The sequence below is a fragment of the Snodgrassella sp. M0110 genome (assembly GCF_016101465.1).
Classification (GTDB): Bacteria; Pseudomonadota; Gammaproteobacteria; order Burkholderiales; family Neisseriaceae; genus Snodgrassella; species Snodgrassella alvi.
In genome coordinates this window covers 84152-100241 of sequence record NZ_JACFQM010000006.1, presented here as the reverse complement: position 1 = coordinate 100241, position 16090 = coordinate 84152, and the positions used below count along the sequence as shown (strand labels likewise).

General features: G+C 38.2%; 14 protein-coding genes and 1 riboswitch. Of the genes, 10 read left to right on the top strand and 4 right to left on the bottom strand.

What is annotated here, in order from left to right; all coding sequences use genetic code 11:
- Window positions 1-254: 254 nt before the first annotated feature.
- The 3 genes from rpmB to H3T84_RS09120 all read left to right on the top strand — a co-directional run bounded on the left by rpmB (window position 255) and on the right by H3T84_RS09120 (window position 1018).
- Window positions 255-488: a 50S ribosomal protein L28 gene (gene rpmB / locus H3T84_RS09130; RefSeq protein WP_002216391.1), complete on the top strand. Its 234-nt coding sequence runs from the start codon at window positions 255-257 to the stop codon at window positions 486-488.
- Window positions 489-514: 26 nt separating this feature from the next.
- On the top strand, window positions 515-670 hold the full coding sequence (gene rpmG, locus H3T84_RS09125) for a 50S ribosomal protein L33 (protein WP_025329834.1): 156 nt from the start codon (window positions 515-517) through the stop codon (window positions 668-670).
- Between the two features lie 120 nt (window positions 671-790).
- Window positions 791-1018 (top strand): SlyX family protein, encoded by a 228-nt coding sequence (locus H3T84_RS09120; protein WP_037393173.1) that lies wholly within the window; start codon window positions 791-793, stop codon window positions 1016-1018.
- Window positions 1019-1275: 257 nt separating this feature from the next.
- Here H3T84_RS09120 and tenA read toward each other — a convergent pair whose 3' ends face one another.
- The 4 genes from tenA to H3T84_RS09100 all read right to left on the bottom strand — a co-directional run bounded on the left by tenA (window position 1276) and on the right by H3T84_RS09100 (window position 7719).
- Window positions 1276-1938 (bottom strand): thiaminase II, encoded by a 663-nt coding sequence (gene tenA, locus H3T84_RS09115; RefSeq protein ID WP_198218913.1) that lies wholly within the window; start codon window positions 1936-1938, stop codon window positions 1276-1278.
- Window positions 1939-1995: 57 nt separating this feature from the next.
- Window positions 1996-2085, bottom strand: a riboswitch (TPP riboswitch).
- A gap of 574 nt (window positions 2086-2659) precedes the next feature.
- A complete protein-coding gene (locus tag H3T84_RS09110; RefSeq protein WP_198218912.1) occupies window positions 2660-3202 on the bottom strand; it encodes a hypothetical protein in 543 nt (180 codons plus the stop codon).
- A 1991-nt stretch (window positions 3203-5193) separates the two neighbouring features.
- A complete protein-coding gene (locus H3T84_RS09105; RefSeq protein WP_198218911.1) occupies window positions 5194-6615 on the bottom strand; it encodes a M48 family metalloprotease in 1422 nt (473 codons plus the stop codon).
- A 798-nt stretch (window positions 6616-7413) separates the two neighbouring features.
- Window positions 7414-7719, bottom strand: a complete 306-nt coding sequence (locus H3T84_RS09100; protein WP_084585794.1) for a hypothetical protein — start codon at window positions 7717-7719, stop codon at window positions 7414-7416.
- Window positions 7720-8340: 621 nt separating this feature from the next.
- On the opposite strand from H3T84_RS09100, the gene H3T84_RS09095 reads away from it, so the two are divergent.
- The 7 genes from H3T84_RS09095 (at window position 8341) to H3T84_RS09065 (ending at window position 16089) form a co-directional block, all read left to right on the top strand.
- Window positions 8341-10569, top strand: a complete 2229-nt coding sequence (locus tag H3T84_RS09095; RefSeq protein WP_198218910.1) for a TonB-dependent hemoglobin/transferrin/lactoferrin family receptor — start codon at window positions 8341-8343, stop codon at window positions 10567-10569.
- A 77-nt stretch (window positions 10570-10646) separates the two neighbouring features.
- Window positions 10647-11687: a ChuX/HutX family heme-like substrate-binding protein gene (locus H3T84_RS09090; protein WP_198218909.1), complete on the top strand. Its 1041-nt coding sequence runs from the start codon at window positions 10647-10649 to the stop codon at window positions 11685-11687.
- A gap of 100 nt (window positions 11688-11787) precedes the next feature.
- A complete protein-coding gene (locus tag H3T84_RS09085) occupies window positions 11788-12576 on the top strand; it encodes a hemin ABC transporter substrate-binding protein (RefSeq protein ID WP_025329843.1) in 789 nt (262 codons plus the stop codon).
- Window positions 12577-12578: 2 nt separating this feature from the next.
- A complete protein-coding gene (locus H3T84_RS09080) occupies window positions 12579-13580 on the top strand; it encodes an iron ABC transporter permease (protein WP_198218908.1) in 1002 nt (333 codons plus the stop codon).
- 9 nt (window positions 13581-13589) lie between these two features.
- The gene (locus H3T84_RS09075) at window positions 13590-14360 is read left to right on the top strand and encodes an ABC transporter ATP-binding protein (protein ID WP_198218907.1); all 771 of its coding nucleotides are present in this window, start codon (window positions 13590-13592) and stop codon (window positions 14358-14360) included.
- A 205-nt stretch (window positions 14361-14565) separates the two neighbouring features.
- A complete protein-coding gene (locus H3T84_RS09070) occupies window positions 14566-15366 on the top strand; it encodes an amino acid ABC transporter substrate-binding protein (RefSeq protein WP_025329846.1) in 801 nt (266 codons plus the stop codon).
- Window positions 15367-15444: 78 nt separating this feature from the next.
- Window positions 15445-16089: an amino acid ABC transporter permease gene (locus tag H3T84_RS09065; RefSeq protein WP_037393149.1), complete on the top strand. Its 645-nt coding sequence runs from the start codon at window positions 15445-15447 to the stop codon at window positions 16087-16089.
- Window position 16090 lies beyond the last annotated feature (1 nt).

Here is a 16090-nt window from a genome sequence, read left to right as displayed (position 1 = left end):
TGTCTGAAATCCGGATGGCAGTATTACTCTGCCATCCGTCTGACGACATAAGCAGCTTACTGAAAATGCAGTACAGGCAGTAACCTGAACCGGTAATCAGCCTGTATCAGATCTGTACTTACTACAGTTTGCCTGATTCAACAGCAACATTTTCAGCTGTTCATGTCATACAAAATGATTTAACCCTTGAATAGATTCCGCTTTTCATGGTATAAATCGCGTTTTACAAAATTATTAGAAGTTTGGAGTTAACCATGGCACGTGTATGTAAAGTGACCGGTAAGCGCCCGATGAGTGGCAACAACGTGTCACACGCCAACAATAAAACCAAACGCCGTTTCTTGCCTAATCTGCAATCACGTCGTTTCTGGGTTGAAAGTGAAAACCGTTGGGTACGCCTGCGCGTTTCTAACGCCGCCTTGCGTACAATCGACAAGGTAGGTATCGATGTAGTATTGGCCGACCTGCGCGCTCGCGGTGAAGCTTAATCATATTGTGATTTAAGGATAGAGCAATGCGCGACAAAATTAAACTGGAATCTTCTGCTGGTACTGGTCACTTTTATACCACTACCAAAAATAAACGTACCATGTCCGGTAAATTTGAAATCAAAAAATTCGATCCGGTAGTGCGTAAACATGTACTGTACAAAGAAACCAAACTGAAATAATTATTTCTTACTGGTTTAAAAAACCTGAGCAGTTTATTGCTCAGGTTTTTTTATTACAAATAATCAAAATTAGATTATCTTTGCCGGTAAAGATTAAATAATCAAACAATGGATAACAACATGCCTGAAATACTGGAAGCATTACAACACCGAATCGAAGAGCTGGAAATTGAAAGTGCACTACAGGCAGAAACTATCCAGAGCCTGAGTGATACCATAGCACGAATTCAGCAAACTCTGGATTTACAGCAGGCACAACTGCGTCTGCTTTACCAGCGCCTGCCAGACAAGATAGAAAATGGTAACGAACCATTTAATCCGGCTAATGAAATTCCGCCCCATTATTGATTAATTTTGTCCGGAATATTACAAAGCAGAAAATTTCAATTTCAGATGTACTGCGTTTTGATTAATTGGAAATCTGATTAATATAAATGTTGAAGCAGAGTTTTAAATAAACAATTTTTTATAGAGAATAAACAATCATACAATTTCTAGTGTTGTTTTAAAATTTAAATTTATTTAAATAGAAATAATATTCTGTATGAATATTATTAAACTTTCCCATCAGTTATCCTGACGGGAAAGTCATGTATATAAAATATTTAGTAGCTTTTATCCAGCCCCATTTGCCAGAAATCAGCTTCTAATTGCGTCGCTTTAGTAAAAATTTTGATCAGCTGCTGAAAGCGCTGTGAATCAATATCAGCTAAACGCTGATTAATCCAGTCAATTTCTTCCTGCATAGCAATCTGAAATTCATCATTTGCGTACATTTCTACCCAGCTTTGATAAGGGTTATTAATTGTTTGATACCATGGCTGATCTTTAAGCCAGCAGGCAATAATTCCATATCCGATTAAGCATGGTGCCAGTGCAACATGTAAATCCAGTAATTCACCCTGTTGTCCGGCATCAAGTATATAGCGTGAATATGCAATATTTGCTTTGGCTTCGGGCAGAGTAGTAAGCTCCTGTTCACTGATGCCCCACTCCTTACAATACTGTGTATGTAATTCCAGCTCAGTATCCATAATAGCCTTGAGACCTGCTAATGCCTTGCGTATTTCAAATACATCATGGCTTTTATAAACCGCGAGTCCCCATGCACGCGCAAACTGAATTAGAAAAAGATAATCCTGTTTTAAATAATGCTGAAAACACGATTTATCCAATATTCCTTTACCCAGCTGGCGGATAAAATCATGCTGAATATAGCGGTTCCATTCATCCTGACAGGCTTCTGTGAGTGATTGAAATGATGGCATAAAAGCTCCTTTAATAAATAATATATTAAGGAGTAACAAAACAGACTTATTATTCGAAAAAAGCGTGTTTTATACTCCCTTCGGCGGTACTAACCGCATCAGGTTCTACGGGTGTAATCTCAGCCAGCGGCACCCCGGATAAATTAACCGGTAAAGGTTAAAAGAAAGTCAGACAACTAGCAGAAAAAATATTGAACCAGCTATAAGATGTACTGACAACTATAGTATACAGTTGTTTTCAACAATATATTGAATAAATATTCTCTAGATAGAATATTAGGCATTATTCAGAGAACAAATTTTTATTTTATTATTCAAATTTATGTCTGAAATAGAATTAAGGCTGATAAAAAATATGTTGCTTCTTGAGCGGAAAGTTTACCTGCCGTTATTGTAGCGGGCGAATGGTAGAGTCTACATTTAATTATCAATGGTAAATGTTTTGGTAAGATTACATCTTACACTTTGTTTTTATATTTATTACATAACTAAATTTTTTAAAATCATGTAATCAGAAAATGTAGCTAGTAAACTGCATATTAGCTGTATAGCATGCAGTTTACTGATAGAGAGTTGAAATTTAACTACAATAGTAGTGAAAATTTTTATATCTAAATATTTATTCATAAGAAAATTTATTTAGATATCCTCTGAAATTTTTCTGATTGTTATCTGCTTTAGTTGATGTATAAACTATTTTATTAAGTGTAGATTTTAGTATTCAAGCTTTAGCTTCGGAAAGTGTTTTATATTTTGATATCAGTTGAATACAGTCGGATAACTGTATTTTACCTTTGATTTCATATGCTGTTATCTCTATACGATTTTCTTTTTTATTACAATAATAGTCTATTTCTGCGCCGCAAAATTTAGGTTGCCCTAATTTAAATGCAGGATTAAGACAAATTTTTAGCTTGATATGCATGTTTTTAATTATCTGATATGAGGTTATTTGTTCCCAGGGAATAACTTCATCAAAACAAGGTAGAACTAATCCTTGCGGCGTCATGGTAAGTAGTGCAGAACCTATACATTTATACAATTTGTAACATCTAGATGAAAAATAAATACTTATCAGAACTGAAGATATTTTACTTCCATAATCCATTTTATGACCAAATCTTATTATCAAATATGTCATAATAATGAAAAAGATTGCTATTAATGCGCGAAAAAATAATCGAATATATCCGCCTTGTATTATGGTAATGGTTTCTTGATTATGATCATAACTCACATGATGGTTTGGTTCACGCTGGTTCATTTTTATTACTTTCCGTGTATCAATTTGATGTAGATGTGCTAATTCATTATTAAATAAATTGCTTAGAGAAAGCTGTTTCACTGATATTGATAGGTTAACTGCATAAGCTATATTGTTCCTGTACTGATATTAAGATAGTTGTTGAACTAAAATAGATCCTCTCTTAAATAAATATATATAAATATGCTTTTGTTTTTAAGGTTGTAGCCTTATAACTATTTAAATTTTAATATTTTTTTGATTAAATATCAAAAGATATTTTAAGTTAATTTATTTTAACAATAATATAATACAAATACAATTGAACTAAACTGGCTCTTTGTTGGGCTTGTATTGAGTCGTTTGGGTTGTACTATTATTCAAATTATTTCCCAGAACAGAAATTGATTGTTGCATATACATACACTGATATACAAATTAAAAACTCTGATAAAGTAAAGAATGCAGGAAATTGAACATATTTAATATATTAAAATTCGCTAATTTTAAAATTTATTCATAAAGAAATTACTTAAATATTGGTAAAAATTTTATTGATTATTATCAGTCGTAATTTATCTACTGATTATTTTTTTGTCATATTATATTTTTGCGTAACATGGTTTGAATTCTCCCGGTTTGAATGTTGGATTGAGATAAAGATTTAGCTTTTTGTACATTTTGCCAGTTATCTCAAAAGAGTTTATTTGCTCCCATACAATGGCTTTATCAAAACAGGGAAGAATCAATCCCCGAGGCTTCATGGTGAGTAGTGCTGAACCAATGGGTTATACATTCTGTAACATCTGACTAAGCAAAAAGCACTGATCATTGAGAAGATAATGACACTTATCAGCCACTCTGAATCATGTGCTTTATCAGTTGTAATACAAGCATATATTATTAAGATAAACGGATCTGCCAGCAGGGATCGCATAAATAATCTGATAATTCCGCCCTGTTTTAGGATAATGAGTTCCTGATGATCATTAATGATGCTTTTTTGATAATCTAAATTAATTTCTACTAATTCCTGTACATCGTTTTGGTAATTCGATTACCGAATGCTTAATTCCTTATTAAACGGATCTTCCGGAAGCCTGGTTGCAGTAATGCTAATGAGTAAAATATTCAATGATTTAGGCTGGTAATATTTAATACTAGACAGCCGTTGAGCTAAATTCGGGTATCGGTTGTAAACAGAAGGTGATTATTTAAGTAGTTTGCTAAGTGACAGTGTTTCTGACTTTCTTACATAATATGTAACATAATCTAAGTCAGATAATTTATATCTGTTTTGTAATAATAATTTTCCAATGCCTGAATAATTGGCTCCTGCAAAAGATACGTCTAAGGTAAAGTGCTATTTAGGAATCATTTTTAAAGCATCTAAATCTGCCATAAACTCTTTGGAACGATTCCATTGATAAATTGTCTAGTTAAATGAATGATAAAAAATATTTAGATGGCAGATATATTCGATAAAATAAATATTTTTTAAATAAATCAATTGTTTCAGTTAACTTATCAATTTGATGATTAAAACTTGCTTATGCATTTAAATGATTTCTGGCAATGTTATTTAATTTATGTGCGATTATGCTGCTAAAGTTAAATAATTAATAAAAGATTTTATATCGGTTATATTACCTCCTTCTCTTTCTATTATTGCAAAAGATAAATTTTTCTCTTTTCCCTGTCTCGTTTTGTGCTAATAAATTTAGAATTCACCCAAAGCCATTCTTGTATATTGAATAATCAGTTTGATAATAGTAATTACAGCTATTGTTACAGGAATCCACCAAAAAGAAATTTTATTTTCAGAATTAAAAAAAAGAAAATAAGACAGTACCAATATAATCAGGTTAAAAATTCCCAAAATGTTAAATATGACCCATTCAATAGGAAAATCAGCATGTCCATGTTTATTTTCATAAAACAGAAACATATAGCCGGCTATCTGAAGAAGCAGAATAATAGGAATGATAATGAATTTAATCATAATCTATTGATTATTTTTGGCTTTGCATAAATAACTGCAGCTCTATTTGGGCATGAGCAACTGTTATGTAGTCTGATATTAAAGACTCACAATCCGGTAACTTTATTTTGCCTCTGATTTCATATGCAGTTATCTGGATATGATTATTTCGTTTGTTATATTTTATTTTTGCGTAACATGGTTTGAATTCTCCTGGTTTGAATGCTGGATTGAGATAAAGAGTTAGCTTTTTGTACATTTGGCCAGTTATCTCAAAAGAGTCTATTTGCTTCCATGGAATAGCTTTATCAAAGCAGGGAAGAATTAATCCGCGTGGCTTCATGGTAAGTAGTGCTGAACCAATGCTTTTATACATTTTGTAGCATCTGAATAAGCAAAAAGCACTAATCATTGAGAGGATAATGACACCTATCAGCCACTCTGAATCATATGCTTTATCAGTTGTAATACAAGCATATGTTATTAAGATAAACAGACCAGCCAGCAGGGATCGCAGAAACGATCTGATTATTCCGCCCTGTTTTAAGGTAATGGTTTCCTGATGTTGACTACTGATATGTTTCAGATAATTTAATTTAGTTTCTGCTGTTTCCTGTATATCATTTTGATAATCTGATTGCAGGATGTTTAGTTCTTTACTAAATAAATCTTTCAGAAGCGTGGTTGGACTAATGTTGATGAGCAAACCACTCAAACGGTTTAATTCGCCATATTTAATGTAAGACAGTCGTTGAGCTAAAGTCGGGTGCCGGGCATAAACAGAAGGTGATTTTTTTAGAAGTTTGCTAAGCGATGGTGTTTCTGAGTGTTCTACATAGTGTGTAACATAATCTAAAGGCAGAAAGTTTATATGTGTTTTATAGTAATAATTTTCCAATGCCTGATTAATTCGTGTTTGCAAAAGATGCATTTTACTTAAGGCTAAAGCAAATTGCTCTTTATGGGTAACTTTTAAAACATTTAAATCCGCCATAGCTTCTGTGGAACGATACCACCAATGAATTGCTTTATTGAACGAACAATAAAAATATTTGGCTAGCAAATATGGAGGGTAGAATAAATAATTTTCGAATAAAGAATAGGATAAATAATTCTGGTATAAAAAATTAGCTGTTTCAGTTAACTTATCAATCTGACGATTAAAATTTGCAGATACATTTAAATCATTACTGGCAATATGACTTAATCTCTGCGCAATTATGCTGGATAATTCTGCTAAGGTTAAATAATTAATATAAGTACTGTCCAGATATAAAGTATTTCCTGTTAATACTATTCTGTCCGGATACAGACGAACTGCTTTATTACTTACCCTGAAGCCATTTCCTATGCAAAGTACAATATGGTTTGGCATAGCGTTTAACCCAAGCTTTTGTACAATTTCCCTAATTAATTTCCATAATTCCGGATTGGTTTCAGTTGTGATCAGCACACCGCTTACTCTGGCTGTTCCTGTATTATCCTGTTTGTTATATCTGCGTAAATAGAAAAAGCATAATCCTGCTACAACAAACAGAGGGATGATTGCCTTCTCCGGTCTTGTACCATCAGTAAGTATTATGAAAACGAATAAAAAAGACAGAATAAGACTGATGGGCAATATCAGCAAAATTGCCTGTATCATATGCGACGCACGAGTAAAATTAATGCGCAATTGTTTTAAAGATTTATCTGCTTTTCTACCCAAATGCTGAATCAGGAATAAAGCAACTACTCCGGAAAAAAGACACATAATACCGCTAACTATGCCGCCGATAGCGAGTGGTCTGGCATATGTAAGTGCGAAATTATGCTTTTTAATTTCTTGCTTTATCTGCTGACGTTTGCAGTTATTCTCATAACTTTCAGGCTGCTGTAGTAACTCTTGCTGTTGTAATGAAAGCTGAAAGATTTCCTGATTGATGCTCTGGATTTGTGATGAGGAGGGATAATAGTAAATGCTTAGGCGAATGCTAATAAGTGGTAATAAAATGATGAAAAAAAAAGATAGATTTTCTCTTTGAGCGAAAAGATATGAAGGTTTGTACTTTTATGCAAGATAATCACCTGCTATATTACTTTCTTTCGTAATCTTACAGAAAAAAGCAATATGAATCAGTTAACAATAATTCAGAATCTGTAATTTACCAAACTAAATACATTTCTACCATTAGAATACATAAAAACAAATGATTTTATATACTTTAATGTGTCATTTTTATTAAATTTACTGACCAGGTCAGGTATTTGCCTATTTATTATTCGGTTTTTCTGTTCCGGTCTGCAGAATAGCTGCTAAACCGCCATCGTCTGCCAGAAAATCAAATGCCTTTACGGTTGGTTCGGTTAGTGTCCAGAGAATTTCTTTATAATTAAATCCCTGATCGATTTTTAACCGGATTAATCCGTGTCCGTCCAGATAGATAAGATTGCCCAGTACATGATCAAGGCTATGTTGTGTTACTAACTGGTCAAAAAATTCCTGCGATGAGGGATTCGGAAAACAATTGGTAAGTTCGGTAAGAATCTGATACTGAAGAGTACGATCAAGTTGCATGGCTGTCTGTGATAATCAATATAAATAATGGAATAATTGTAATATAGCCTGATTAAGTTCTGGTAGCAGGCTGCTGTGTTTTGTAATCTGGATGTGTAATTTTAATTATGATGATTGTTTCAGGAAGTATTTTGTATTTGTCTGGTTCTCATTGATACATTTAGAATGTTAAAAAAATAATAATCTGAATTAGGCAGTGGTAAACCGACAGTAAGCGGTGATGAGAGATACTTATTATATAGAAATTAGCAAATTTTATTTTAATAATATAATTGATAAAATAAATTTTTTATTACTCTGAAAGATAAATTCAGAATATAAAATAACCTAAAACAAAGTTTATATAATTTCATACAAAGGTAATTTTGAATAATTATGAGGAATGAATGTTTTTATATTAATAAAAAATTATATTTTTGCAAGGCCGATCTGTCCGGATTTAAAACATATTTATGCTTACTGTCATTTATAAGAATACTGTAAAAAGCAGCTGAGCAGTATTAGAAAAATATGACTTAAAATTAATAAGAATAATTCCTATTTGCACTTGTATAAAAGAATCATTATTGATTACAATGCGGCATCTTTATATTAATTTGTGTCAAAAGGGGTTAACTTAATATGCGCCGCTCACCCAAGATTATTGCGCTGGCTGTAGCTTATATCGGCTTTCCTGCAGTAGTTTATGCCGAAGGCGAAGCTCATTTGCCAACAATTCATGTTGAGGGTAAACGTGTTACGCCAAGTGTATTCAAAGATACTAAAGTTAAGGCAGATACTATTAAGAAACAAGGTGCGGTGGATTTAAAAACGGCATTAAAAGATATTCCGGGTGTAGAGGTATTGGATACTCAGGGTACACGACAGGGTAATGATAGTGTCAATATTCGTGGTTTAAGTGGTAACCGGGTTGGTATGACCATTGATGGAATTGAGTTGCCTGAAGCAAATGAAATGAAGCATACGGGACAGTATGCGATTTTCGGTCGTGGTAATTTTATGGATGTTTCCGCGCTCAGTAGTGTTGATATCAGTAAAAATGCCCGTGGTTTTGGTTTGGGCGGTGTTGTTGCCATGCACACACTTACTCCTGATGAGATATTGCAGGGTGAAAATCAGGGTGGTTATATCGATACCCAGTATAACAGTGTGGATAAATCTACAGCGGTAACAGGCGCCGGTGCAATGAGAAGTGACCGCTGGCGCGGAATGGTACTGGGTACTTACCGTAAAGGTGATGAAGTGGATAACCGGGGTAATATTGGCGGCAAAGGGGCTTTGCGTACTAAATCAGACCCTGTTGATCACAATAGCCGGTATTTTCTTACTAAGCACGAATTTGATATTGATGACAAAAATACTCTGAATTTTACTGCTGAATATTTGAGCCGGAATCAGTGGACTGATTCATTGTCTCAGGTAAATAGTACCTATACTGATGTACGCGGTATAGATGACAACAAGAAAACACGGTTTTCACTGGGGCATGATTATCATAGTGATGAGGGATTGATTCATTCAGGTAAAACTCAGATTTACTGGCAGCAGACTAAAACAGATTCAAGTACTCGTCGTGACTATGTCAAAGGTTGTACCAGTATGGTTCCTGACCGGAATAATCGTTGCGTTTTTGATTTTACCAATAAAGATAAAGTATGGGGATTGACGACAGACTGGTCATCACATTTTGATACAGGTAGTCTGAGTCAGGAATGGCGCTATGGTCTGAGTTTTGCGCACCATGAATTAACTAGTGACTGGCAAGGATATTATGCCAGATCGAAGCCTAATGCCGATAACACAACTATTCGGGCCAGTGCGTATATAGATGCAGATCTGCAATGGGGAAATTTGGTTGTCAGTCCGGGTTTGTCGGCTGCTTACTATAATATGAAGCCTAATTCCAATGGCTTTGTAACCGGAATCAATGGTGAAATCGGTGAATTGCGCAAAAAACATCAAAGTGCATTAACACCTCGTCTGGGTATTTCCTACCAGATTACTCCATTGCTGGTACCGTATTTTCAGTATGCCCGTGGTTTTAATGCGCCATCATCTCAGCAGCTGGCTTCTTCATGGAATCCGGGAAACTACAGTTCCTGGGGTAATCCGAATCTAAAAGCGGAAACTGCAAATAATTTTGAGCTTGGTTTACGCGGTAAAAATGATGTTTTTGAATACGGTATAGCCGGATTTGATAATCACTATAAAAACTTTATTGATTATGTAAATATTTCTGATGTGGTGAAGCTACCGGCTGATGCTGTATGGAGCCGTCCGGGCAGTAAACAGACGCTGGTATTGCAGGCACAGAATTTCAGTAAGGCACATATTTACGGCGGTGAAGCATATGCACGCTGGAAGTTCGCACCAGACTGGAAAGTAAATGGCTCAATAGCCTATTCGCGTGGCTCGATTCGCCAGGAAGGCGTAGACAGACCGCTTAACTCAGTGATGCCGGTTAAAGTGAAACTTGGTCTTGCCTATGATAAGGAAGTGTGGGGAGCCAATGTTTATTTAACCTATGTGGCGAAAAAAGATGATAGCGACATTCAAAATGTTCCAAAAGGAACAAGTTACTATAATCCGTCCAGAAATTACGCGCTGGTTGATTTGGGTGGCTATTGGAAACCAACTAAGCATCTGAGTTTCCGTGCCGGTGTGAATAATGTTTTTAATAAGAAATACTGGAACTGGGCAGATATTGCTTACATGATGCCGAATGTAAACAGTCAGTCGGGAACCTCTGGGCAAAGCGACGGCAATGCGACTAAGTTAACCAGAGACAATGCTGATTTCTATTCTGCTCCGGGACGGACATTTAATGTAGGGTTGCGCTATACCTTTTAAATAAATCTGAAAATAAAATAATTAGCTGAATTATTTGCTAAATCACTATCAATAATAACTTTGTAAAGGAACGAGACATGAGTTTATGGCAACAATATCTGGATAAAAAGGCAACTGTCGAAGGAGGAATGTACTTTCCGCGTCAGGCAGCAGCTGATCTGGGTGTGAGTGAAGGCGCATTAATGGCAGATGCTCCGGACTCTGTTTATCTGGGCAGCCGGATTCGCGATCTGGTACTTAAGCTGGAAACCCTGGGAGAAGTTTTGAGTGTGGTGCGTAATGATGCCGCAGTACATGAAAAAGTTGGTGTTTATGAACATGTAACGCTGACTGCGCGTACAGGGCTGGCGCTGAATGTGGGCGGGTTGGATTTACGTTTTTTCCTGCATAACTGGCATCATGCTATCGCTACAACTGTGGTGATTGGTGAAAGAACCATGCGTTCGATTCAGTTTTATGACGAATACGGCATGAGTATTGAAAAAGTTTTCATGCGTGATGAAACTAAACTGGACGCATGGCAGGCTCTGATTGATGAATTCGCAACCAGTGGCAAACCGGAATTTCTGCCGGCACCGGAAATTAATGTAACGATACCGGAACCATTGTCACCAGAGCGCGAGCAGGCCTTTCAGGAGCGCTGGAATGAGCTGAAAGATGTACATCATTTTGGTGGTTTGCTGGAGACTTTTAAAATTGACCGCCAGCAGTCTTACCGTCATGCACCGGCAGGCAGCACTAAGCAGGTCGATCGCAGTGTATGGGAAGAAGTTCTGCAGTATGTTCAGGCAAATAATCTGGAAATTATGGTATTTGTCGGTAATCGTGGCTTAGTGCAGATTCAGACCGGTAAACTACACAACGTAGTACGCTCACATGGCTATCTGAATGTACTGGATGCCAAAGTACCGGAAGAAGGCTTTGATTTGCATCTGCGCGATAGTGATATTGTGGAAACCTGGGTGGTACGGCGTCCGATCAGTGAAGGTTATGTGACCTGTATAGAAGGTTTCGACAAAAATCGTCAAACTGTGGTGCAAATTTTTGGTCGCCGTGAAGAAGGTAATGATGAAATGCAATCATGGCATCAGCTGATGGATGGTTTGTTAGCAGATTAAGTAGCCGGGGCAGATATGCATTTTGTAGTTATGGTGAAATCATAAATTACTAGGGATATGGATATCTGCCACTGTAATATGAGTAATTAAAGGGTGGATTATGAAAAAATTACTGTTGGCAGCGGCTATGTGCGCTGCTTTTCCATTTGCGTTTGCTGCTCGTATTGTTACGCTGACGCCTGATGTGGCAGATATTGTGGTGGAGTTGGGTAGTGCTAAAGAAGTAGTAGGGCGCGAGAGGGCTTCTACTAATCCGGCTTTAAAGAATGTGCCCAGTATCGGCTTGTTTCACGGGCTGAGTGTGGAACCGATTGCGGCCAGAAAACCAACTCTTGTTCTGGGTTCGTGGATGGCACAGCCAACCAGTATTTACGCCAATCTGAACCGGGTAGGTGTTAAAGCGGTGAATGTTGCGCCAAAGGATGATATTAATGGCTATGCGGCCGGTATTCGCCAGATCGGACAGCTTATTGGTAAGAGTAAAGAAGCCAATGCATTGGCAGATCGCTGGCTCAGTCAGGTGAAACAGATGCCGAAAACCGGTAAGCGCTATCTGATTAGCTATGATGGTCGTTATGTTTCCGGTCGGGGTACTGCTGCGGATGAACTCATCAGGCGGGCTGGTGGTATTAATGCAGCCGCTGCTATTGAAGGTATGAAACCGATGTCACGCGAGGCATGGCTGGCCGCGAAACCGGATATCATTCTGATTGCCGAACGTAACCAAAAACTGACAGGCGGTGTGCAGGGCTTGATTAAACGGCCGGAAATTGCTGCTTCTCCAGCCGCAAAACAAAAGAAAATCTATTTTATGCCGTCAAATGATATTTTTCGTTATGGCCTGAACACTCCGCAGGTCATTCCTAAACTTTATAAACTGGCACAATAATTATGACGCAAGTGCAGCAAACGGCCGGTACGCCTGATAACAACAGAGTGAAAAGTGTGTTCTGGCCTAAACTGGTTTGGTTTATCGCCGCTATATTATTCAGTTTACTGTTGAGCTGGTTTTGTCTAGGACTGGGTATGGGTGGCTGGCAATGGCCGCAATCCATGGATGAGATAACACTAGGTATCCGGCTGCCGCGAGTGCTGGTAGCGCTGATAGTGGGTGCCGCACTGGCTGCTTCCGGTGCTGCATTGCAGGCATTATTTGATAATCCGCTGGCGGATCCGAGCCTGATAGGTACCTCCGGTGGTGCCGCACTGGGGGTTATTGCCGTTCTGGCAGGTGGCTGGGGTGCTGTAACAGTACCAATGGCTGCGTTTCTGGGGGCTTTGCTGGTATGTGTTCTGATTCTGACGGTACATCGTCTACTAGGCGGAGGAACATTAGGGCTACTGGTGATGGGTTTTGTCATCAGTGCCTTTTGTGGTGCATTGGTAAGCATGATTTTGTTTATGTCGGATGATATGGTTTTACGCAGTGCAACTAGCTGGCTGGCTGGCAGTCTGGCTGAGTCCGGTTTTACTTCGCCATGGTATGCGCTGGTAGTAATGCTGCTGGGGTTGTGTGTTCTGGTAGCGGTGGGCAGGCGACTGGATATTCTGATGCTGGGAGAAGAAACAGCCATTAGTATGGGTGTTGCTGTCGGGAGTACCCGGATATGGGCAGTGATAGGCTCTGCTCTGTTAACCGGAGCAGCGGTATCAATGGCCGGTATTATAGGTTTTCTGGGTATGATGGTACCGAATGTGGTTGCCCGTAATCGTGGCGGCAGCCGGCGTAAAATTATTCTGTTATCTGCCTGGCTGGGGGCAATATTTTTGCTGCTGGTAGACAGCGTATCGCGCTGGCTGAGTTATCCGGTTGATTTACCTGTGGGTATTGTAATTTCTTTACTTGGCGGACCATTTTTCCTGTGGTTGTTTTTACAGCCATTGCGTCGCTAGGATCTGGATATGGAAAATTTATTTACCATTCGCAATGTACATGTACAACCACGTGGCCGTTGTATTTTATCGGTACCACAACTTGATTTACCGGCCAATCAGCATATCAGTATTATCGGGCCGAATGGTGCAGGTAAGTCAACCTTACTGCGTGCACTGTTAGGCCTGCATGGTGCCGGTGTCAAATTATTTGGAGAACCGGTTGACAATAGTTTAAAGCGTCGGCAGATTGCATGGGTGGGGCAGCACGGACAATATAATTTGCCGCTTACGGTAGTTGAGTATGTACAGCTTGGCTGCTCTCCTCAGGGCGGTTGGTTTAAGAAAGCTCAGGCACCCGCAGCAAAGCTCCGGCAGTTACTTGATGTTTTCGACTTGTGCACACTGGCACAGCAACGCATAGGCAGTTTATCCGGAGGTGAACAGCAGCGTGCTAATGTGGTACGTGCACTGCTTCAGAATGCACCATTACTACTGCTTGATGAACCATGTAATCATCTGGATATTCGTCATCAGCACCAACTGATGCATTATTTACATGAGCATCACGATGATTTTTCTGTTGTTATGGTACTGCATGATTTAACTATGGCAGCAAATCATTCTGATTTTATTGTATTAATGAATGAAGGGCAGATAGTTGCTTCAGGAACACCTCAGGATGTTATGCAATCTGCTTTGCTGAGTGAAGTATATCAATGGCCCATACGGCGTATTGAAGAAGATGGTAAACTGTTTTTTCGTATGAACCATCAAGCGTTGCATTCGGCTGCCGCATAATATCGCAGTGAATCTTCATGGTTAGTATCAGCACGGTTCATGCTGAATCAGAGATAAAATGACCAATAATAACTTGGTATTTGTCTGCTGTGTGTTCTGGTATTTACAGTAAGTACCTGATTGCCGGCTGATGAAAGTGTTAAAAAATTCCGGTATAGTGTGTATGACACAATTATCTATTACCTTTAAATCAGGAACTTTATATATGCAAAACGCCATACGTAATTTTTTATTTGGTTCTGTGGTTGCGGTGGCGTTAGCTGCCTGTGGTGGTGAATCTGCCTCAGGTACTGCTTCCAGCTCCGGTGAGAGTACAGGTCAAAAGGTAGTAATGGGGCTGGATGACAGCTTTCCGCCTATGGGCTTTCGTAATGAAAAAAATGAGTTGGTTGGTTTCGATATTGATATGGCTCGTGAAGCAGCCAAGCGTGCTGGTCTGAATGTTGAGCTTAAGCCAATTGACTGGAGTGCTAAAGAATCGGAGCTTAACAGTAAACGTGTTGATATGCTGTGGAACGGATTAACCATTACTCCACAGCGGCAGCAGCAATTATTATTATCCAAACCGTATATGGACAATCATCAGATTATTGTTGTCCGTCCTGATAGCGGAATTAATACTAAAGCTGATCTGAACGGTAAAATTGTGGCAGTTCAGGATGGCAGTAGTGCTGTTGATGCAGTAGAAGCTGATCAGAATACAGCCAAATCATTCAAAGAATTGAAGAAATATGCAGATAATGTGACAGCATTAATGGATGTATCCGCCAAACGTGTAGATGCACTGGTTGTAGATGAAGTAGTCGGTCGCTATTATGTTTCAAAAAAACCTAATGAATATAAAGTATTAGGTGATAATTTTGGTACAGAACAATATGCTGTTGCTTTCCGTAAAGATGATCAGGCTCTAGAGCAAAAAATTCAAGGGGCTCTGGATAGTATGAAAGCAGATGGTACATCTGCTAAAATTGCTACAAAATGGTTCGGTAAAGACATCATTAAATAAATGTTGTTTTACTTTGGAATCAACGCTGCCTGAATAGAATTTATTCAGGCAGCGTTATTGTTGTTTTAAGGAATACACATGAATTATGTGTTAAATATGCTGCCTGAACTCTGGACAGGAGCAAAAATTACTCTGAGCCTGTTTGCCATTACCCTATTACTGTCTATTCCGTTAGGGTTGGTATTGGCATTATTGCGCCTTTCCGGAATCAGAGCGCTGGATTATATTGTTAATTTTTATATCTGGGTGATGCGCGGCACACCTTTGATGCTACAGATTTTCTTTATTTACTTTGCTTTACCGGCAGTAAATATTTTACTGCCGGCATATACTACAGCGGTAGTAGCGTTTGTGCTTAACTATGCTGCTTATTTTGCAGAGATTTTCCGTGCCGGAATTCAGGGGGTAGGTAAGGGACAGTATGAAGCAGCAAAGACATTAGGGATGAGCTACGGCCAAACCATGCGTCGTATTGTTTTACCACAAATGTGGAAAAAAATTCTGCCGCCGTTAAGCAATGAAACGATTACACTGGTTAAAGATACATCGCTGGTATATGTGCTGGCATTACAGGATGTGATGCGGGTAACTTATCAGCTGGTACAGCGTGAATTTAATCTGATGCCGTTTTTTGTGGCGGCTGCATTCTACCTGATTATGACCCTGATTCTGACCTGGGGCTTCCAGAAAATGGAGAAACGCTATGCACGCTACGACGACTGAT